The sequence below is a fragment of the Ornithinibacillus bavariensis genome (assembly GCF_050433565.1).
GTDB lineage: Bacteria > Bacillota > Bacilli > Bacillales > Amphibacillaceae > Ornithinibacillus > Ornithinibacillus bavariensis.
The window spans coordinates 14,034-34,099 of the sequence record NZ_JBNPWZ010000017.1 but is presented as its reverse complement, the minus strand read 5'-3'; the positions used below and the strand labels follow the sequence as shown (position 1 = coordinate 34,099).

20 protein-coding genes are annotated in these 20,066 nt (G+C 36.3%); 11 read left to right on the top strand and 9 right to left on the bottom strand.

Annotated elements, in window-relative coordinates; genetic code table 11:
- The first annotated feature begins 2 nt into the window (after positions 1-2).
- From HNR27_RS17620 to HNR27_RS17610, 3 genes are read left to right on the top strand one after another with little or no spacing between them, the layout of a single operon-like run.
- On the top strand, positions 3-1,289 hold the full coding sequence (locus tag HNR27_RS17620; RefSeq protein WP_429340666.1) for a hypothetical protein: 1,287 nt from the start codon (positions 3-5) through the stop codon (positions 1,287-1,289).
- 14 nt (positions 1,290-1,303) lie between these two features.
- Positions 1,304-1,996, top strand: coding sequence for an ABC transporter ATP-binding protein (locus HNR27_RS17615; protein WP_429340665.1), 693 nt, complete (start codon positions 1,304-1,306; stop codon positions 1,994-1,996).
- Positions 1,993-3,324: an ABC transporter permease gene (locus HNR27_RS17610; RefSeq protein ID WP_429340664.1), complete on the top strand. Its 1,332-nt coding sequence runs from the start codon at positions 1,993-1,995 to the stop codon at positions 3,322-3,324. The genes HNR27_RS17615 and HNR27_RS17610 overlap by 4 nt, the downstream gene beginning before the upstream one ends.
- Positions 3,325-3,345: 21 nt before the next feature.
- On the opposite strand, the gene HNR27_RS17605 is transcribed toward HNR27_RS17610, so the two are convergent.
- From HNR27_RS17605 to HNR27_RS17595, 3 genes are all read right to left on the bottom strand, one after another.
- Positions 3,346-3,681 (bottom strand): thioredoxin family protein, encoded by a 336-nt coding sequence (locus tag HNR27_RS17605; RefSeq protein ID WP_429340663.1) that lies wholly within the window; start codon positions 3,679-3,681, stop codon positions 3,346-3,348.
- A gap of 113 nt (positions 3,682-3,794) precedes the next feature.
- The gene (locus HNR27_RS17600; RefSeq protein WP_429340662.1) at positions 3,795-4,304 is read right to left on the bottom strand and encodes a CotY/CotZ family spore coat protein; all 510 of its coding nucleotides are present in this window, start codon (positions 4,302-4,304) and stop codon (positions 3,795-3,797) included.
- 274 nt (positions 4,305-4,578) lie between these two features.
- Positions 4,579-5,121, bottom strand: coding sequence for a hypothetical protein (locus HNR27_RS17595; RefSeq protein ID WP_212920705.1), 543 nt, complete (start codon positions 5,119-5,121; stop codon positions 4,579-4,581).
- A 225-nt stretch (positions 5,122-5,346) separates the two neighbouring features.
- On the opposite strand from HNR27_RS17595, the gene ddlA reads away from it, so the two are divergent.
- Positions 5,347-6,447, top strand: coding sequence for a D-alanine--D-alanine ligase (gene ddlA, locus HNR27_RS17590; RefSeq protein WP_212920704.1), 1,101 nt, complete (start codon positions 5,347-5,349; stop codon positions 6,445-6,447).
- A gap of 867 nt (positions 6,448-7,314) precedes the next feature.
- On the opposite strand, the gene HNR27_RS17585 is transcribed toward ddlA, so the two are convergent.
- On the bottom strand, positions 7,315-7,872 hold the full coding sequence (locus HNR27_RS17585) for a nitroreductase family protein (protein ID WP_429340661.1): 558 nt from the start codon (positions 7,870-7,872) through the stop codon (positions 7,315-7,317).
- Between the two features lie 268 nt (positions 7,873-8,140).
- Here HNR27_RS17585 and HNR27_RS17580 point away from each other — a divergent pair, with 268 nt between their 5' ends.
- Positions 8,141-8,593 carry a DUF2269 family protein gene (locus HNR27_RS17580; RefSeq protein WP_429340660.1) on the top strand — a complete coding sequence of 151 codons (453 nt, stop codon included), beginning with the start codon at positions 8,141-8,143 and terminating at the stop codon, positions 8,591-8,593.
- Between the two features lie 96 nt (positions 8,594-8,689).
- Positions 8,690-9,256 (top strand): histidine phosphatase family protein, encoded by a 567-nt coding sequence (locus HNR27_RS17575; protein WP_429340659.1) that lies wholly within the window; start codon positions 8,690-8,692, stop codon positions 9,254-9,256.
- 26 nt (positions 9,257-9,282) lie between these two features.
- Here the strand turns inward: HNR27_RS17575 and HNR27_RS17570 are convergent, their stop codons facing one another.
- Positions 9,283-10,338: a D-alanyl-D-alanine carboxypeptidase family protein gene (locus HNR27_RS17570; RefSeq protein ID WP_429340658.1), complete on the bottom strand. Its 1,056-nt coding sequence runs from the start codon at positions 10,336-10,338 to the stop codon at positions 9,283-9,285.
- A gap of 195 nt (positions 10,339-10,533) precedes the next feature.
- Between HNR27_RS17570 and HNR27_RS17565 the strand changes: the two genes are divergently transcribed.
- Together HNR27_RS17565 and HNR27_RS17560 are read left to right on the top strand one after the other, a co-directional pair.
- Entirely contained in the window at positions 10,534-11,547 is a 1,014-nt protein-coding gene (locus HNR27_RS17565) for a serine hydrolase domain-containing protein (protein ID WP_429340657.1), read from the top strand.
- A gap of 67 nt (positions 11,548-11,614) precedes the next feature.
- On the top strand, positions 11,615-12,802 hold the full coding sequence (locus HNR27_RS17560) for an MFS transporter (RefSeq protein WP_429340656.1): 1,188 nt from the start codon (positions 11,615-11,617) through the stop codon (positions 12,800-12,802).
- 17 nt (positions 12,803-12,819) lie between these two features.
- Here the strand turns inward: HNR27_RS17560 and pepT are convergent, their stop codons facing one another.
- Positions 12,820-14,049, bottom strand: a complete 1,230-nt coding sequence (pepT, locus tag HNR27_RS17555; RefSeq protein WP_212920698.1) for a peptidase T — start codon at positions 14,047-14,049, stop codon at positions 12,820-12,822.
- 146 nt (positions 14,050-14,195) lie between these two features.
- On the opposite strand from pepT, the gene HNR27_RS17550 reads away from it, so the two are divergent.
- A complete protein-coding gene (locus HNR27_RS17550; RefSeq protein WP_429340655.1) occupies positions 14,196-15,038 on the top strand; it encodes a sulfurtransferase in 843 nt (280 codons plus the stop codon).
- Positions 15,038-15,604, top strand: a complete 567-nt coding sequence (locus HNR27_RS17545; RefSeq protein ID WP_429340654.1) for a DNA-3-methyladenine glycosylase I — start codon at positions 15,038-15,040, stop codon at positions 15,602-15,604. The genes HNR27_RS17550 and HNR27_RS17545 overlap by 1 nt, the downstream gene beginning before the upstream one ends.
- A gap of 44 nt (positions 15,605-15,648) precedes the next feature.
- On the opposite strand, the gene HNR27_RS17540 is transcribed toward HNR27_RS17545, so the two are convergent.
- A complete protein-coding gene (locus HNR27_RS17540) occupies positions 15,649-17,427 on the bottom strand; it encodes a methyl-accepting chemotaxis protein (RefSeq protein ID WP_429340653.1) in 1,779 nt (592 codons plus the stop codon).
- Positions 17,428-17,599: 172 nt separating this feature from the next.
- Between HNR27_RS17540 and HNR27_RS17535 the strand changes: the two genes are divergently transcribed.
- Complete coding sequence (locus tag HNR27_RS17535; protein ID WP_212920694.1) at positions 17,600-18,112, top strand: GNAT family protein; 513 nt, start codon at positions 17,600-17,602, stop codon at positions 18,110-18,112.
- Positions 18,113-18,415: 303 nt separating this feature from the next.
- On the opposite strand, the gene HNR27_RS17530 is transcribed toward HNR27_RS17535, so the two are convergent.
- Both HNR27_RS17530 and HNR27_RS17525 read right to left on the bottom strand, forming a co-directional pair.
- Entirely contained in the window at positions 18,416-19,168 is a 753-nt protein-coding gene (locus tag HNR27_RS17530) for a DUF899 family protein (protein ID WP_429340652.1), read from the bottom strand.
- A 50-nt stretch (positions 19,169-19,218) separates the two neighbouring features.
- Entirely contained in the window at positions 19,219-20,001 is a 783-nt protein-coding gene (locus HNR27_RS17525) for a helix-turn-helix domain-containing protein (protein WP_429340651.1), read from the bottom strand.
- Positions 20,002-20,066 lie beyond the last annotated feature (65 nt).

Sequence of the window (20,066 nt, the reverse complement as noted above, 5' to 3'; positions counted from 1 at the left end):
GGATGTTGGTCAAGCAATTTTGGAGACTTATTTCGTTAATCATTGTTATTGTCGTTGTTCTTGTGACGTACTTTGTTCACACGGGATTAGTAGTAGCTGGTCAATTTCCAGAGTTTATCATAAAGACTGTAGAAGGTGATGAATCGGTAATAAAGAATGTAGAAATATACGGAGACTATTATCGTAATGACCAATATTCTAGCCCTGTAACAATCTCTAATACTGGATCATTCTATTTTGCAGAGCAGTCTTATTTTCAAAGATTAGAATCAAGTTTCCCACGAAATGAAGTTTCAAAGTTAAAAGAAAAATATCGGGGCTTTATGAGAGGAAAGTGGGATTATCCTACTTCTTACTTCGAGAATGAAAAGTTCCTTGCATATGTTGATTTACAATTCTCAACGAGAGTATTGCAAACAAATTATCATCAGGATTATTCACTATATGTTGATGTATTAAACAAATCTACGAATGACTCTAGTGAATTTAAAGTTACGATACCTGGACAAGAAGGGTCTGAGTACTTCGATTTAGTAGATGTTCAAATGACAGATGAATTATTAAAAGTGGTTATCAAGATACAATCCTACGTTGATGGTGGTCAGAATTTCGCTAAGCTAAATGTCTATACAATTGATCCTTCCTCAAAGAAACTTATTGGTGATGAAACGATTGGAAGCACTGAGGAAGAAAATCAAGAAAATGTCATTCGCTGGCACAACATTGAATTGTTAAATAATTTAAATGATATGCATGAAGAAAAAAATCTACTTGTAATGAAGGAAGAATTAGAGGAATCAAAGGCATCTGTGGATGAAAACATTGCTCAAGATGATACTGCGTCTGAAATAATTAATCGTTCTTTATATATATTTAATCTCGATTCTCTGGAGATGAAAGAGCTTAAGGTGTCAGAGACTTTAAAGGAAGAATTAATTAATGCAAATTTATACTCTGATGTAATGATAAGCGACAATCAGGTATATTTGGCGTATTTACTAGATGGAAAACTGACAGTGCTAGGATTTAATCTAGAAACTTATAAGGAAGAATCGAAAGTCAGCTTCGACGTACAAGAAATGGGAGTAGAAAATATAAGTGATGTCACATTGAAGAACGACAAGGTCTATGCGCTGGGATTATATAAAGATAATCTAACCACAGCAAATGTATTTGTTGGTGACGTGACCTCTGGTAAGGTCTTGTATCAAGGTGAAATAGAAGCTAAGAACACAAAAGACAACGAAGATACCTATCATTTAGAAATGTATGATCTTATCGTACAGTAATTGGAGGAGTTTTTTTGATAGAAATTAAAAAACTAAATCATCATTTTGAATTAGGAAAAAAAGGCCAAAAGACAGTTTTACCAGTATTAAAAGACATTACGATGGAGGTCAAAAAAGGGGAAATTGTCTCCGTTGTTGGAAAAAGTGGCTCAGGTAAGTCAACATTATTGAATCTAATTAGTGGATTTATTCGACCAACTGAAGGAACAATTTGGATTGATGGTCAGGAAGTAACAGAATTCTCGGAAGCGAAGTTTGCAGATTTTCGCCTTCAGCATATTGGCTTTATATTTCAAAGCTTTCAGCTAATTCCAACGATGACTGCCTACCAAAATATTGAACTACCTTTAATCTTAAAAGGTGAAGGTGAATCAAAGCGAAAACAAATTGTCAATCAGTTATTAGAAAAGGTAGGTCTGGTCACATATAAGGATCATTATCCTAGTGAATTGTCTGGTGGACAGCAGCAGCGAGTTAGTATAGCAAGGGCATTAGTGTTAGAACCGACACTAATCCTTGCTGATGAACCAACTGGTAGTTTAGATAGTGAAACAGAGCAAGAGATTTTACAGATAATCCAAAAATTAAATAAGGAATTAGGAATTACATTCTTAATTATTACTCATGATGAGGAAGTAGCCAGAATCGGTCATCGAACAATAGTAATTAAAGATGGACGCCTAATGGAAGGCGGGGTTGCAGTTTGAAGCTGAAAGATAAATACCGTTTTATACGACAAAATATTAAGAAGAATAAAGCACGTACCTTTATGACGATTCTAGCAACAGCAATGGGCTGTGCATTTCTAATTGTATTAGCCTCTGTTGGTTATGGTTTACAACAAAGTGTTGTAAAAGAGACGTTAGAGGATCAGGTTGTTACCGAAATCAATGTACATGGCAAGATAAAAGATGATAATTATTATCCGATTACGAATGATGAAATTACTTTTCTAGAGAAGGTAGACCACGTAAAAGCAGTTACTAGAAAAAAACAACTAGCTCAAATACCGATGTTTCATTTGGATAAGTATCAAACAGAATCAGTTGCTGTTTCAACACATTTTCCTTCTGAAGTTAAAGCAGGGCTGAAGCTGGAAGAAGGTAAATTGCCGGAGAATGCGAATGAAGTAGTCGTTGGTTATCAATTTATTGATACGCTAATGCTAGGTTCTGAAAAGGATGCATTTGATGAAGAATCTGGTAAGGTTAAGGATGAATATCGCTATAAGGATAGTTTAATAGGTAAGACAATTTCTATGACCATACAAAAGGACGTAGAGTCGGATGAAACGATGGAGATTCCCTTAACAATTGTCGGTGTTTTAGAGAAGCCGACTAGAGAATGGATGGTTAATCAAAATGTATATATTTCTCAGGAGGTTTTTCAGGAGGTAGTAGCGTATACGGGCACTCCTAGTGGAGAGCTTGGATTAGACCCAGAGGGATTGGAAACAACTCAATCTGAATCATACGACGAGGTTTATGTATATGCCGACAATTTAGAAGCGGTTCAAGGTATTGTCGATACGTTAGAGGAAGAAGATTATGCGACATATTCTGTAGTAAGTGAGATGAAACAAATTAATACGCTATTTACAATTGCAAAAGCGGGGTTAATTTTTGTTGGAACGATTGCATTAATCATAGCTTCGATTGGTATTTATAATACGATGACAATGGCTGTAACGGAAAGGGCTCCAGATATAGGGATAATGAAAGCTATTGGGGCTAATCCGAAAACCATCAAGCAAATCTTTCTATTAGAAAGTTGCTATATTGGTATTATTGGTGCATTCATTGGAACGCTAGTAGCATATGTAATAAGTGTAGTAGTAAATCTTGGTTTACCAGTAATACTAGAAATGGCCTTTGATGAAGAAATGCCTGAAGGGCTACAATTCTCCGCTATTCCATGGAGTCTGGTACTGATTTCAGTTGTAATCTGTTTAGTAGTCACAGTTATTTCTGGAATGAGACCAGCGAAAAGGGCAACACAGATAGATGTTTTAAAAGCAATGCGAAGAGAAATATAGGGAAAATAATGTGGTTGGTTATCATCCAACCACATTATTATATATTTTTTTGATTTTATCCTCCATTAAATCTAAATGTACAATTCGCGCCTCACGGATATACTCTTTACCTTCTACAAACAATAAAAGGACGGGTACAGTAAAAATAGAAAAACGTCCAGCCACAGCTTCGACTACTGATGCATCAATATGACCAAGACTTATTTTAGGATACTTTACCATTAATTCCTTTACTTGAGGAAAAAGGCCATGACAGACGCTACAATTTGGACGTGAAATATATAAGAAGGCTAATTTTTTCTCCGCAATGAATGTATCAATTTCTTGGAGTGTCTTTAATTCTATAAATTCTCTCATTGCAACTCCTCCTATTGATACTATAACCTAGAGTGAAGTGTGGTATCCATTTGTTTGCTACTAGGACATAAAACAAATAACCTCAGCTATCAAACAACTGAGGTTATTTGTTATTAGCAGCCTCCTGGGGCTACAGGGGTTACTGGATTTAGACACTGGATTGCACAGAAGCAATGTAGATCTACAGTAATACAGACGCCAGTTTCTACAAAATTACCAGTTGTATTAGATGGAATGAAACTACAATCCTTATTATGTTGATGTGACGATAGTAAGCCTCCCGATCCATTTGTCTCAAACTCTAACAGCTCTAGTTCAACACAACAATTCTTTTTGAACTTCTTAGCTTTAAAGACTGGTGTTTCGATACAATCAAAAGTACTGTTGTCAGGTCTTACTCCTGTTGCGAAGAATAGATCACAATCACCTTTACAGTATAGAAGGAATGGAATGGTTGTTGGCCCATTTGCAGTAGTCGGAGCAAGTAATTGTTCAATTGATTGTTCGCATCCGGTAGTGCAGCAATCATCTTGAGCTTCGGCTACTTCGTTTTGTGCTCGGACTATTTTTCGAACAACATCACAAACACATTCACCAGATTGTTTGCCATGTGAACAACTCATGCTATCTCTCCTTATCATATGATTTTTACTTACACTACAATCTATGTTGGAGTAAATATCATGGTTGTTTACTAGTCTATTTTCTAGCAAAATTAAGTAATATATCCTATGAATACTAGAAAAATGTGTAGTTATATCAAGTCAAAAGCCAGCATGGATAAGGATTGAATGCATAATATGTATTACTACTACCACAAGGGTTTTTACTAGATAGAAGCCCTTCACAACCTATGAAAAGGAAGCTAGGTGATAATTACTAGCTTCCTTTTTTTGGTTAATGATGCATGGATATCATTTTTATATTTTTTAGGATATAAAAAATAATGGTGATTCCGAATAGATATAGGAAGGGGTATTTTTTTACGAATAATATAGCTTTCTCACCTTTGGATGTAATGGAGCTTTCTACTAAATAGGAAACTAGGAGTAATAGCATAATGAAAAAGTAAGCCAATAATTTTACCATAGAGTCTGGATCGGACATGGGAATCATTTCTCCGATCATTGCACCCATCATGCCTCCCATTAGTCCAGATATACTACCATCAAGTACGGCAACCATTCCATATGGTAGCCCTGCAAGAAGTCCAATTGTGACTCCAATAAGAATCGAAATCGTGGTAGAGGCAAATAGATTTCCGTGAAGAAATAAGCCAATTAATAGACCAAAAAAAACCCCGCCCATCATTGCAAGTGCCATTGAAACCACCATCCCAATCATGGTGGAAAGCTGTTTTCGGTATAACGTATTGAGGGATATAATCCCAATAATTTGCATAATGCATATAGTAAGAATAACAATCAATGGAAATGACATCTTTTCAACTCCCGCCAAACATTGGTTTGTCCATGTTTAACTATATTTGTATTTCATTAAAAATATGCTATTTCATCTTTCTTGTGTTAGATAGTTCCTTTATAAACAGGGTATAACGGAAATTTTTGTGATAGTACTATGAATGACAGGCAAAACTGTGCTATTTTAATGATATGGAAGTTTAAAATTATTTGTATGAGATTGTGAATGAAAGGACGTTCCAAATTGAAAAAAATTAAAGTAGGTATTATTTTTGGTGGAAAATCTGCAGAACATGAGGTCTCTTTACAGTCAGCCAAAAATATTGTTGATGCAATTGATAAAGAAAAATATGAAGTGGTTCTAGTTGGTATTGATAAAGAAGGTAAGTGGCATTTAAATGACCAGTCAACCTATTTATTAAACGCAGAAAATCCTAAACTAATCGCACTAAACAAGTCAGAGGATAATATCGCGATTGTGCCAGGTACGTCAACTAATCAGCTAATACATGCAGACAACGCAGTTAATCTAGAGCAGCTTGATGTTGTATTTCCAATTGTGCACGGGACACTAGGAGAGGATGGAAGCCTACAGGGGATGTTACGATTAGCAAATCTACCTTTTGTAGGTCCTAATGTTCTAGGTTCTGCAGTTTGTATGGATAAGGATATTGCAAAGCGGTTATTAAAGGCAGCTGGTATAAATGTTGCTAATGGTATTACGGTTAAGCGAGCTAACAAAGAACGAATTAATTTTGAAACAGCGAGTGAGATTGTAGGAACTCCAATGTTTATCAAACCAGCTAACCAAGGTTCTTCTGTTGGTGTGAGTAAAGTGAAGACAAAAGAAGAATTTGATGCAGCTTTGGAAACTGCCTTTCAATATGATCATAAAGTTGTCATTGAAGAAAGCATTGTTGGTCGTGAAATAGAATGTGCTGTCTTAGGAAATGACAATCCAATCGCTTCAATCCCAGGGGAGGTTCTACCTAATACGGATTTCTATTCCTATGAATCGAAATACATTGATGAAAAGGGTGCCGATCTAGCGATTCCAGCTAATCTAACAGATGAACAAATCGAAAAGGTTAAAAAGACAGCTGTTAAGGCTTTTCAAACTTTAGAGTGTGAAGGACTTGCACGAGTTGACTTTTTCTTAACCGAAAATGATGAGCTTTATGTAAACGAAGTGAACACATTACCTGGATTCACGAAGATTAGTATGTATCCAAAGCTTTGGGAAATAAGTGGCATTCCTTATTCAGAGTTAATCAGTCGACTAATTGATTTAGCAATTGAACGTCACCAAAATGATTCCAAACTAAAAAGCAACGTATGGGAATAGCAAAAAGGGAGTCTGGCCAAATAGGCAGACTCCTTTATTTTAGATGGTATATCAAAGAATGGTTAAGGGACAAAGTCTGTATTACCGTATAAACAATCTAAAAGTAGCGTTCTAATGGACAGAAATAGTGAGAACTCCCGATTTTAGTCTAATAGAACTGTTCTAAAGGACTGAAATGATGAGAACTCCCGATTTTAGTCTAATAGAACTGTTCTAAAGGACTGAAAAGGCGAGCACTCCTGAACTTAGTCTAATAGAACCGTCCTAATTGACAGAAATAGTGAGAACTCCCGATTTTAGTCTAATAGAACTGTTCTAAAGGACTGAAAAGGTGAAAACTCCCGATTTTAGTCTAATAGAACTGTTCTAAAGGACTGAAAAAGCGAGAACTCCCGATTTTAGTCTAATAGAACTGCTCTAAAGGACTGAAATGATGAGAACTCCCGATTTTAGTCTAATAGAAGTGTTCTAAAGGACTGAAATGATGAGAACTCCTGATTTTAGTCTAATAGAACCGTCCTAATGGACTTAAATAGTGAGAACTCCCGAGCTTAGTCTAATAGAAGTGTTCTAAAGGACTGAAATGATGAGAACTCCCGATTTTAGTCTAATAGAAGTGCTCTAAAGGACTGAAATGATGAGAACTCCCGATTTTAGTCTAATAGAACTGTTCTAATGGACTAAATTAGCAAAAATCCCAAAAACCTGTCTAATAGAACCGTCCTATTACCCCAATTAGGCAAAAGTCTAAAAGCCAGTCCAATAGAACTATTCTAAATACTTAGGATGCCAGCATTTCATTGCAGCTTTCTATATAAAACGACTTACTGAATAGCTGATTAATTCTAGAAGGACATTTGTAAGGTGCTATTTATATATTGAAAATTTATCCCGAACAGGAATGCGTTCCTTTTTCTCTGGTGCTTCATCAAAGTACCCCATGTGTAGGAACCCGATAATACGTTCTTTTTCTCCAACATGGAGCATTTTTTCTACCTGTGGGTCATAAATATGTGGATTAGTTTTCCAGACAACACCGAGTCCTTGCTCCCATGCAAGTAATTGAAAGTTTTGAATCATACAGGCGGTAGCACCGAAGTTCTCATCCTGCTGCTTTTGGTTTTCTCCCTCTTCCATAATGACGACAAGGATTGCGCTTGGAACATTTAAATAGTCTTCTCTATTCTGCTTTCTTTCTTCTGGATAGGTACTTGCAATTGTTTTAGCGAAATTCTTCTTTTGTTCTGCCCCAACAAATAGAAATCTCCATGGCTGTCTCATACCATGAGTAGGAGCCCAAACGGCATCCTCTAATAGCTCAATAATTAGTTCCTCTGATACAGCTTGATTATTGTAGCCTTTTTTTATTGAACGGCGTTCCCGTATTAATTTTGCTAATTGAGTGTTCTGCTTAATGACCTGCAAAATACTTCACCCTCTTTGTTTATAATTACGTTCAAAATTGCGATTGATAATCATTTTCAATCAATATAGTAAAGGAATGACAGCAGAAAAGCAAATATTGTCGAAATAATGATTAAAAGACATTGCCATAGGTTCATCATAAATCCTCCATGCCAAATAAATAAGGATTTTTGTTGATATTGCAATACATTATGTGATATTTATCACGTTCGTTTTTTGTTAAAAAGGTGTATGATGAAAATAGGAAAGTGGTAAGGGAGGTTTATCGATGTCATTTTATGAGCTGCTTATTTTTATTCATATTTTTTCAGCGATAGTAGGAATGGGACCTGGATTTATGATGATATTAACGGTTTCTAAAGCTTCCAACTTGACCGAGCTGAAACATTCATATCGGATACGAAATCAGCTACATATTTTTACGATGGTTGGTGGCACTTTGCTTTTAATCACCGGATTATTAATGGGGGCTATTAATAACAGTTTATTCCATCAAGGATGGTATGTTACAAGCTTGGTACTATTCCTTATTGCTTTAGCTTTTGGACCACTCCTACTATCTCCACGGTCAAAACCGATTAAACAGCTACTAAAGAGTGCAGAAGGAGAAGAAATTCCGGCAGAGTACGAAGAAATGTCTAAGAAACTATTCTTTTTTGAGCGATTGGAGAATCTCATCTTCCTAGTGATTATTGTACTAATGATTTTAAAGCCCTTCTAAAAAATTGCCTAGTAATTGGATGACTTTTTGCTATTGTGCTAATATGTATTTAACTAAAAAAATAGTAGTGTAAGGCATACTTAATGGGAGGTTATAATGGGGAAGCGAATTTATTTGGTTCGACATTGCCAAGCAGAAGGCCAGGAATTTGATGCTCCGTTGACGGAAACGGGGAAGAAACAGGCCGAGAAACTAGCAAAATTCTTTTCTACGATTGATCTTGATTCTGTCATCTCTAGCCCATATCATCGTGCTATTCAATCGGTTACTCCGCTTACTCGCCAAAAAGAGTTGGAACTAAAGCTTGATGATAGACTTTCTGAACGAGTTTTAAGCGCCATAAATCTGGATGATTGGCAGGAAAAGCTTGAGACATCTTTTCAAGACCTTGATGTCACCTATCAAGGTGGAGAATCAAGCAGAGAGGCGATGGCACGAGGCTTGCATGTCCTTGAAGAGGTATGTCAAGGTTCTTCGGAAAACATATTAATTGCTACGCATGGAAATTTAATGGCATTAATGATAAGCCATTTTTCACCTGGATTTGGCTTTGATGGCTGGAAGACCCTGCAAAATCCAGATGTGTACCTTATTGAAATAGATTCAAAAAAGAGTACTGTTGACCATCTCTGGAATGAGAAAAAAGATGTCTCTCATAGGTAAGCATAAATCCTATGAGAGGCATCTTTTTATTCTGGAAGTATCTCTTCTAAATATTCCTCTAATGTAATTCCACGGTCCATTATTTCTTTTGCTGCTTTTATTCCTACATAACGTAAATGCCAAGGCTCATATTGATATTGTGTAATTTCTTCTTTGCCCTTCGGATATCGTATGATAAAGCCGTATTCTGCTGCATGCTCCTGTAACCATTTACCTTCCTCGGTCTCTCCGAATTCTATTACTAAATCATAGTTTACGTGTGGGCTTGTGACATCCATTGTAAGGCCAGATTGATGTTCACTTTCCCCAGGTCTTGCACTAAAGTTATTAGCTTCTTTTTCCCCGTACTTGGTAACATATACTGCAAATAGTGAAACTTGTCTTTCATAAGATCGATAACCAGATTGGGCAAATAGATCAAGTCCTTCTAAGTCAGCAGCTGCGAACATTTTTTCTAGTGCATCAGCTGCAATCTTTCTCATCTTCTTCTTTGGTAAATCTTCAACAAATGGAAAACGAACATTTGGAGTGACCAAATCAATAGGTTCATAGTCTTGTGGTAAGGCATTTTGTTTATTGACAAGTGCTAGAATTTCATATGGGTTAGCAATTGTTACGGTATCATCCTCTATCTTCTTATCATCTTGTAAGGGTAATCCCTCTTCCGGAGTAATACTTCGCTCCTTAGTAAATGCTTTTTCAAGGATATGCATGGTTTCTTCATCATATATTCCAGTAATTGCAGAAACATCAGTCTGTATCTGAATATCTGTAATTGCCCAAACCGTTTTTCGATCATATTGGCTAGATTCAGTAATCGGGTAACCTAGTTGATGTAGTGCCTTTTGTAGTTTAAGAACATCTTCCCCCTTGTCACCTTTCTGTAAACTCACCGTTGGTAGAGCTAGTTCTTGTTCTGCTTCATCAATATTTTCTTCTTGGTCTGGATTTTTACCATTTACGTCGGTTTTAGGCTCTTCTTGATTGATTGTATTTGTATCTTGCTTGGAGGCATTGCACGCACCCAGCACTAGTATGAAACTACAAGCAACAAATACATATAAAATTTTGTTCTTCAGCATAAAAGCTTCTCTCCCTTTAGGGTATATAGACATATTAATCTATTATACTATGAAGTTGATTCCACATCTAAAACAACATTTGAAAAAATACTTCCTAAATTGGTAAAATACAGCAATTTTTATTCTGGTATACATGCTATACTTATTCCGCAGGTATTAATTGTGTTTTTTCAGTATAGATAGGAAGAAACGTATATGTATCAACATTTAAAAGAAAAGCTAATGAAGGCAATTTCGGAGGTGGACTTTTCCGGAATAGTAACCATTCGAAAAAATGCCAAGGTTATTTATGAATCTGCTTTTGGATATGCTAATCGGTCAGACGGGATAGGCAACACCATTCACACTAGATTCGGCATTGCCTCAGGATGCAAAGTCTTTACAGCAGTGGGGATTAGTGTCCTAGTTGATGAAGGGAAGCTAACATTTCAGACAAAATTAAAGGATTGTTTGGATATTTCATTTCCTCATTTTGCAGAGGAGGTCACAGTTCATCAACTATTAACCCATAGCTCTGGAATACCAGATTATTTTAACGAAGACATTATGGGCGATTTTGAGGAGCTTTGGGAAAACAGACCGATGTATAAAATGAGAGAATTAGCAGACTTTTTACCATTGTTTCAGGATCAACAGATGCTATTTAAGCCTGGAGAAAAGTTCCACTATAATAATGCAGGTTATATCGTATTAGGTCTCATTATCGAGCATATATCTGGAATGAAGTTTACAGAGTTCATAGAAGCTAAAGTGTTTAAGAAGGCAGGGATGATGGAATCAGGTTATTTCTCATTAGATAGCTTACCTGAGCGTACAGCTATTGGCTATATTGATGATGAACCAACCGGACGCTGGAAAACGAATATATACTCTATGCCAATTACAGGTGGAGCTGACGGTGGGGCATTTGTTACTGCAAGTGATATGGTGAAATTTTGGGATGCACTATTTGCAAACGAGCTTTTATCCCAAGCTACTACTCAGATTCTTATGACGCCCCACATTCACATCGATGAGCAAGATTATTATGGCTATGGTGTTTGGATTAAGAAACAGGGCGATAGCATTCATAAGCATCATTTGATGGGTTATGACCCAGGAGTTAATTTCCGTTCTGCTGTCTATGACAATGGGCTACAAATAGTCATCCTATCTAATCAAAATGATGGCGCATTTACAATTATGCGTGCAATTGAGGATAGCCTGTAGGATAGGCACATATTTCTCCAATATTTCATATCGTTAACTAAGAGATAATAATGGAGGAGTGGGACATATGGCTGAGACAATTAGTTTATCGAATGAATGGAAAAGGCCCCCGTATAGCTGGCTTACTTTTATGCTTTTCTGGTGTGCATTAATTGTTGTATCCGGTGCATATGTTACAACACCACTTCTTCATGTATTTGAGTCGGAGTTTCAAGTCTCAAAAACGATGTCTGCTTGGACGAGCAGCTCGTTTTCTTTTTTTTATGCGATAGGATTTTTGCTATTTGGTCCTTTGTCAGATCGTATTGGTAGAAAAACAGTAATCTTAATTGGTCTCCTTTCGCTAGCAATAACAACTCCATTAATTGGACTTAGTACAAGTTTTTCAGTACTTGTAATCTTAAGAGGATTACAAGGTTTTGTTGCTTCAACCTTTGCTCCCTCGGCACTAGCATATGCCTTTGATGTTTTTCCGTCTAATCGGCTCATTACTACAATTGGTTTTATCAGCTTTGGCTATGTGACGTCTGGTATTTTCGGTCAAGTGCTTGCGGATTTGTTATATCAATGGGCGAGCTGGAAGACAGTCTTTTTCCTTTTTGGTTTTTTATACTTCATGACCTTTATAGCTGCATCCATTTATTTTCCGACACCAGCTAAATCGGGAGAAAAGGAGGGGGTTCGCTATTATATAATCAATAGTAAAAAAATTTTTAGCGAACGGAACTTTATCTTAATTTACTTCATTACGATCACACTTCTTTTAACCTTCATGGGAATGTACACCTTACTAGGGGACTTCTTTAGTCATGAACCTTTCCAACTAAATGAAAAACAAATCCTAGGTGTTCGTGCGCTAGGGATAGTAGGTATGATTATTTCGCCATTTGCAGGTAAAATCGTGAATAAGCTAGGAGTTCTCGTTACGTTGAGGACTGGTATTGGACTTTCTGCTTTAGGGTTGTTTCTACTAGGGGGAGGAAATCACATTCTATTTCTAGTTGGAATGAGTATTGTCTATGTCATGGGAATATCTATCACATTCCCTTCTATTATGGTATTAATAGGAGAATTAGGTGGGAATATAAGGGCTTTAGTGAATACGTACTACGCTTTTATTTTGTTCATTGGTGCTATGCTTGGTCCTATTATTGCTATCTCACTTTTATCGATTGGAACATACTTTACTACGTTTTTAATTTTATCTCTGCTCCTAGTAGGAAGCTTTTTGCTGTCATTAAAAATAAAAATATAGGGGGACATTCCTCCCCCTTATCTAGCTTCAAATAGCTTACAAATTTCAATAATTACATTTGTTGCCTTTTCCATGTTATCAACCGAAATGTACTCAAATTTACCGTGGAAGTTCTCCCCGCCAGTGAAAATGTTTGGTGTTGGCAATCCCATATAGGATAGCTGCGATCCATCTGTACCTCCACGAACTGGTTCAATTACGGGTTCAATATTGAGATTTTTCATTGCTTGTTTTGCCACATTAACGATTTCCATTACTGGTTCAATTTTCTCCCGCATATTGTAGTATTGATCATTCAATTCCAACTCAACACTGTCTTCACCGTATTTTGTTTTTATTTCATCAACAAACCGTGTTAAGGTCGCTTTTTTATTTTCAAAGCTATCACGGTCAAAGTCGCGAATAATATAGTAAACACGAGTTCTTTCCACATCACCATTGATAGAAATTAGGTGATAGAATCCCTCATAGCCCTCTGTTTGTTCAGGAGACTCATTCTCTGGAAACTTACTTACAAACTCAGCAGCCATTTTTCCGGCGTTTACCATTTTATTTTTCGCTGTTCCTGGATGGACACTATTCCCTTTAAATGTTACTTTCGCAGCGGCAGCATTAAAGCTCTCATATTGTAACTCTCCAAGTGGGCCGCCATCAATCGTATATGCGAAATCAGCATTGAATCGTTTTACATCAAATTTATGTGGTCCGCGGCCAATTTCCTCATCTGGTGTAAAGGCGACACGAATGTTCCCATGCTTTATTTCTGGATGCTTAATCAGATAATCCATAGCTGTCATTATTTCCGCTATACCTGCTTTGTTGTCTGCACCAAGTAAGGTGGTGCCGTCTGTGGTAATTAACGTATGTCCCTTATAGCTTGGCAGTTCTGGGAAATCTTTGCTTGAAAGTACGACATTTAAATCCTTATTTAGGACAATATCTTTACCATCATAGTTTTCAATAATTTGTGGATTAACATTCTTCCCTGTGAAATCAGTTGCTGTATCAACATGAGCTAGGAATCCAATGGTAGGCACCTGTTTGTCTGTATTCGATGCTAAAGTTGCAAAGACATACCCATTTTCATCAATGGTTACTTCATCCATACCAATAGTCTTTAATTCATCTACTAATAAATTGGCTAATTCCAACTGACCAGGAGTGGATGGGGTAGTTTGACTATCTTCGTTTGACTGTGTATCCACTTTAACATAGGTTGTAAAGCGTTTAATGATGTCCTTTTTCAACTTAATTCTCTCCTTATGTAGGAAATTTGTTTATAATATGCAAATAATTATACCGTATTTCGAAATAATTAGGAAATTTTAGTGATAAGATTAAAGGAAATAGAGTAGTTGATAGCGAATACTATTTGTAAGGAGGATATTTAAGCATGTCATTTTTAATTAGTGTAAGAGAATTGAAAGAAAAAATAGAGAGTGGACAAGAAGTTATTATTGTTGATACACGTTTTCAGTTGAATGATCCGCAAGCGGGAAGAAAGGCATTTGAGAAATCACATCTTCCAAACGCCGTTTTTTTTGATTTAGAAAATGACTTGTCAGGAGATATAGGTGAGCATGGAGGCAATCATCCATTACCCGAACCAGATGTGTTAGCAGAAAAATTAGGACAAGCAGGTATTGACCGAGATACTGAGGTTGTGGTGTATGATCAACAAAATGATATGTTCGCAGCAAGATTTTGGTGGTTATTACATTTTCTTGGCCATGACAGGGTATTTATTTTAGATGGCGGTTATGATGCTTGGGTACGGGCAGGATATGCTGTAACAAATGAAAAACCAATTATAAACACAAAATCCTTTTGGCCTGAAATACGTAGTAATGAAGTAGTAGATATCGAAATGATTAAGAGTAATATCAAGACAAGTAGTGCTGCTTTAATTGATTCGAGAAGCTATGACCGATATCTGGGCAAAGTGGAACCGTTATATCAAAAAGCGGGCCATATTCCAGGGGCAAAGAGTTATTTTTGGATGGACGTTTTGAATAAGGATGGGGGCTGGAAAAGTAAAAAGGAACTACAGCAGCACTTTTCTAAATTAGATAAAGATGTAGACATCATAGTTTCTTGTGGATCAGGCGTTTCAGCATGCCCTAATATTCTTGCATTGAAAATGGCAGGTTATCAAAATGTAAAACTATATCCTGGTAGCTTTAGTGATTGGATTTCGTATGATGAGAATCAAGTAGAAACAAAGGATGAAAACTAATGGAAATAACTAGATGTGCTTGGGTACCAGAGGAAGATTCGCTTTATCGTGATTATCATGATAAGGAGTGGGGAAGACCAGTCCATGAAGATCAAAAGCTATTTGAAATGTTAATCTTAGAGGGAGCGCAGGCTGGTCTTAGCTGGATAACGATTCTGAAAAGAAGAGAGAATTATCGTAAGGCATTTGATGGATTTGATCCAAATATTATTCAGCACTACGATGAAAAAAAGATTAAAACCCTAATGATGAATGAAGGAATTATACGTAATAAGCGAAAAATAGAATCTGTTATCACAAATGCAAAGGCATTTTTGGACATTCAAAGAAAATTTGGTAGCTTTGAACATTATATATGGCAATTTGTTGGTGGAAAGCCCATAATCAATCATTGGAAAAGCGCGAACGAAGTACCTGCACAAACAGAGGAATCTCAAAAAATGAGTAAGGATTTAAAAAAGCGTGGATTTAGCTTTGTCGGTCCAACCATTTGCTATGCCTTTATGCAAGCTACTGGAATGGTGAATGATCATACAGTAGATTGTTTTTTATACCACGCAAAATAAAAGCTACTTTCCATTGAGAAAGTAGCTTTTTTTCTTTAGGGGACCTATAGTTTAAATACTTTTAATTCGTTATTCAGTTGTTCTGCAAGCTTCTCAAGCTCTGCAGCACTCATTGATACTTCTTCCATGGAGCTTGATGTTTGCTGTGCTGAAGCAGCAGCCTGCTCAACGCCTGCAGCTGATTCCTCTGAAATTGCTGCAATATCTTCGATTAAATTATTCATATCGTTGGTGTTATCTGCTATATTTCTCAAGTTTTTAGAAATTGTTTCTATCTTTGTAACCATTTCGCTAACGGAATTATGAATAGAAGCAAAGTTTCTTCCAGTTTCCTCAATTTGCGCTGTTCCTTCTTTTACTTCTGTATAACCTTTATTTAAAGAATTTACTACATGACCTGTTTCATTTTGAATACTGTTTACAATGGTGGTAATTTCTCCAACGGACGCTGACACTTGATCGGAAAGTTTTCTTACCTCTTCAGCTACAACGGCAAATCCCTTTCCGTGTTCACCTGCTCTAGCAGCCTCAATAGCAGCATTCAGTGATAGGAGATTTGTTTGATCTGCTATGTCTTTAATTACTGATACGAGTTTAGAGATCTCGAGAGATTGTTTATCAAGCCCTTGTACTCTCTCAACTGCCTCGGAAACAATGGTATCAATTTGTTCCATTTGAACAACCGAAGACTTCATTAGTACTTGTCCTTCATTTGTTAATGTAAGGACATTATTGGATGTACCTGCAATCTCTAGTCCATCCTCCTCGGAATGATGAACCTTCTGTACGAAGCTATTCATTCGCTCTGCTAAATCTGTAGCACTATTTGCCTGGTTTTCTGAACCGGAGGATAGCTCCTCCATGGTGGAAGCAATTTGCTCATTTCCTTCACGAACTTCAACTGAAGATTGAGTTAATTCCTCACTGCGTTTTGAAAGTGTGTTGGCAGCAGAGGCAACCTTGTACAGAATTCCTTGAATATTATCCTTCATTTGGTTAACTGCATCTGCAAGCTGACCAATCTCGTCTTTCCCTTTGTAGTCTATAGAATGAACTCTCAGGTTTCCATTTGCTACTTCTTTTGTCATATCGACCACTTTTGTTAAACTTATTGAAATTCGTTTGCTAACTAATAATAAAAGAATAACACCTAATATAATAGCTGCGATGTTAACAACACTTAGTGTTGTAATTCCAGCTTGTAAGCTGCTTTTTGATTGTAACACTACTTTCTTTTGATCTTTCTTGACAATGTCCATTAGTTCTGTGACGAGTTCTATTGTATATGAACGAAGCTCAGAGGATTGTGCCCGTATGGACATGGCCATATATTCTTGATTATTGTTTACTGCATCACTAATCTCTCCATAGAACATTTCATTTACTTTTGCATCGTTTTCTACTATTTTATTGAAAATTTCCCTTTGCTCATCTGTTGTTAAAGAGGGCTCTATTTTTTCCTTTAATTCATCGAACTGAGCCTGGTATTCTTCAAATGAATCTACAAAACGGCTTTTCTTTGTTAGTAGATAATCTGCTATCTGTACATCCTTCGTTTGTATTAAGGCAGCCATATCCGCCATATCATTTACTCGAGAGCTATATTGGTCTATTGCCTGAACGTCCTTTTGTCCCTTCGTTAGTTGAAGAAAAACAACACCGCCTGCAATAAGAAAAAGAACCGCTGTGAATAAAAAAACAAATAAATACTTTCGGCTTATTTTGGTATTGTTCCAGTCTAAAAGTGATTGAAGGGCAATTTTCTTCCGCATATTTTTCTTCACTTTTTTCACTTTAGGTATTTTAATTTTTTTGTTTTTCATTGCGATCCCCCAATTATTAAAATGAACATTTTTCTCTATATATCGGCAATTTTTAAAATTCATTAAGTATTTTCAGAAAATAAATAATGAAAGGTTGATGGAATCCTTCTCTTCTAGTAAAATAGCAAACTGTGTGTTTCTTTAGGTACGTTCTAAAAAAGGAGGTGGAAAGATGTATCAATCGGCATTTTTACAGGAAGAAAAAAACAAGGAAGAGCTACAGCAAGAATTAGATTCGATTGAAACACAGTTATTTCGGATGCAAAGTAATATCAAAGAGATTGCTAAAAAATCTGAGGTAATCAGTATTGACCAGACACCGGATGAAGAATGGGTAGTTGTTTACGCAGATAAGGGAAAGAATGCGTGGCAAATTATGCTCCATAGTTGTATGAGAACCTATCGTGGAACATGGGATTCAGCACTTCAAGCAGAAATGAAGGATGATAGCACGATTCATATTGCTGCTATTAAGGGTGAAGAAAATAAGGGCTACGGATCTGTGCTAATGAAACACTTAAAGGAAATTGCTCAAGAGGAAAATGTGCAATATATTACCGGTGATCTAGTAAAGAGAGACTATGGTCATGTTGATAGACTACAGCATTTCTATCAAAAACATGATTTTGATGTAACGATAGACCATGACGAAAAATGTGGAGAAATCATCTGGAAAGGCGATTGATGGATAAGACTGCTTTTTATGATAAGAGCGGTCTTATTTTTTTTCTACTTTACGATAAAAAAAGCAACCCTATACAGGATTGCTTCCATATTAAGTATAGAGTTTTACACTCCTATGTTGTTTGTGCATATACACAGTCGAGCCTATAGTTAAAATAAGTTATGCACGCTCAAATAAATGGAAGTTCAAACCAAACGGGTCAGCTATTATTACACTCTTATCATTAAAAATATGTGTCACTTGACAGCCGTGTTGTACTAGAATATCCTTTGCCACATGAAAGTCTTCCACAGCAAATTCGAATTACACCCTATTCTCGCTCCCTTCCTCCAAATAGAAATTATACCCACCGAATAAAAGCTTTGTTTCTGTATCATTCGACCAGGATTTTTTCATTCCTAAACTATTCGTATAGAATTCCACAGCTTCTGGAAGGTTTTTGATGTTGATAGCAATATTATTCGTAATTTCAAAATCGGAAGCTTTATTAATTTTTCTTTGAGGAAGATAGCCTTTTCGCCCTGATGGAAGTAGATCAAAGAAGTACCATACAGAACAAAATTCATCCCCAGGACCAAAAGGAGCATTTGCCACATGAAATACTTGTTCTCCCTCTCTAATGAAGGTTGAAACACCTGGGAAGAGATATCCATCTTTCACAAAACCTAAATCCTCTTTGAAACTAGTTTCAAGGGTCGAAATCATTGGAAATTGCCATTTTCTCTCCGCAGCAAATGCATTCATGACTGCTGGTGTATCAGGAGTTGCCACAACAAACGCAGCTTTTTCGATGATATGGTGATAAACACCATTGAACCCATCTGCCCACATTGTACAGAAGGAACAGGATTTTCCCATGTTTTGGACGACAATTAATTCATCTTTATCACCGAACAAATCGAATAAATTTGCTTCATGATTATTTTGATCACGAAAAAGATAGTTTTTCATTTCTGTTCGTGGAACAGACTTTCGTAATTCCATTAGTAATTTTTTCTTTTCATGTATTTCCTGCTCTAATGCTTCTATTTCAGATAATATTTTTACAGTTTTCATTAGTGAATCCTCCAATTATTTTTAAAATTACTTTATCAAAGAGATAACATTTATTTTTCTTCTTGTTTGCGGTTTTCTCTTTCAAATAAAAGCTTTGGTAGATTAATTAAAATTGGGGGATCATATGGTAGAGGTTCCCTTAACGTTACTTCAACATCAATCATGGTGTTTTTCTCTATAAGAATAGGTTGCTCAACCCTTCCTCTATATGCCTCGTCTAGTACAAAATAGGTTCTAGGATTTATGCTCCTAGGGATGGCTGCAGTAAGCAAGTAGTACGTGCCTAATGGAACTTTAGAAAATGTACAGCTTGTCTTTTTGTGATGAATGGCAGTTCCAACAATTGGTGCTTGATCTGGAATGGCTCTGGGAAACAGCCCAACAAAGATCATTCCTTTAAACTGCTGTGGCTTGATGATATGACAAGTGACAGAGGGTGCTAATACTTCGAGTGGTTCCAGTTCTTTTGAAAAATCATATTCGTTCAAATAGGAATGTAACGAGTGGATATTTCGCTGGAACTGTTTAGGTGGAAGTCCCACAAATTGCTTAAACTTTGAACTAAATGTCCCAACACTCCGAAAGCCAACATTTAATAATGTTTTTAAAATAGAATCAGAGGAGTCAATTAAAATCTGTTTACCTGCTTCAATTCGTAATGCAGATAAATAAAGTCGAGGTGAAACCCCTGTAACATCTTTAAACATCCGACTAAAATGAAATGGGCTATAACCAACATACTGTGCCAATGATTCAGATGTTATGTCTTCATCTAAATGGTGTTTCATGTATTCAATTGCCTGAATAATAATTTTTTCCTTTTCGTTTTGCATGGTAAACACCCTATGATCTATAGTATTTGTAGAGTATACAATTCGACATTTATAGTAAGATTCCT

Excerpts from the sequence above, each read along its gene's own strand:
- HNR27_RS17620 (WP_429340666.1), top strand. The coding sequence starts at position 3 with ATGTTGGTCAAGCAATTTTGGAGACTTATTTCGTTAATCATTGTTATT.
- HNR27_RS17605 (WP_429340663.1), bottom strand. The coding sequence starts at position 3,681 with ATGAGAGAATTTATAGAATTAAAGACACTCCAAGAAATTGATACATTC.
- HNR27_RS17600 (WP_429340662.1), bottom strand. The coding sequence starts at position 4,304 with ATGAGTTGTTCACATGGCAAACAATCTGGTGAATGTGTTTGTGATGTT.
- HNR27_RS17595 (WP_212920705.1), bottom strand. The coding sequence starts at position 5,121 with ATGTCATTTCCATTGATTGTTATTCTTACTATATGCATTATGCAAATT.
- HNR27_RS17580 (WP_429340660.1), top strand. The coding sequence starts at position 8,141 with ATGTCATTTTATGAGCTGCTTATTTTTATTCATATTTTTTCAGCGATA.
- HNR27_RS17575 (WP_429340659.1), top strand. The coding sequence starts at position 8,690 with ATGGGGAAGCGAATTTATTTGGTTCGACATTGCCAAGCAGAAGGCCAG.
- HNR27_RS17570 (WP_429340658.1), bottom strand. The coding sequence starts at position 10,338 with ATGCTGAAGAACAAAATTTTATATGTATTTGTTGCTTGTAGTTTCATA.
- HNR27_RS17565 (WP_429340657.1), top strand. The coding sequence starts at position 10,534 with ATGTATCAACATTTAAAAGAAAAGCTAATGAAGGCAATTTCGGAGGTG.
- HNR27_RS17560 (WP_429340656.1), top strand. The coding sequence starts at position 11,615 with ATGGCTGAGACAATTAGTTTATCGAATGAATGGAAAAGGCCCCCGTAT.
- HNR27_RS17550 (WP_429340655.1), top strand. The coding sequence starts at position 14,196 with ATGTCATTTTTAATTAGTGTAAGAGAATTGAAAGAAAAAATAGAGAGT.
- HNR27_RS17545 (WP_429340654.1), top strand. The coding sequence starts at position 15,038 with ATGGAAATAACTAGATGTGCTTGGGTACCAGAGGAAGATTCGCTTTAT.
- HNR27_RS17540 (WP_429340653.1), bottom strand. The coding sequence starts at position 17,427 with ATGAAAAACAAAAAAATTAAAATACCTAAAGTGAAAAAAGTGAAGAAA.
- HNR27_RS17535 (WP_212920694.1), top strand. The coding sequence starts at position 17,600 with ATGTATCAATCGGCATTTTTACAGGAAGAAAAAAACAAGGAAGAGCTA.
- HNR27_RS17530 (WP_429340652.1), bottom strand. The coding sequence starts at position 19,168 with ATGAAAACTGTAAAAATATTATCTGAAATAGAAGCATTAGAGCAGGAA.
- HNR27_RS17525 (WP_429340651.1), bottom strand. The coding sequence starts at position 20,001 with ATGCAAAACGAAAAGGAAAAAATTATTATTCAGGCAATTGAATACATG.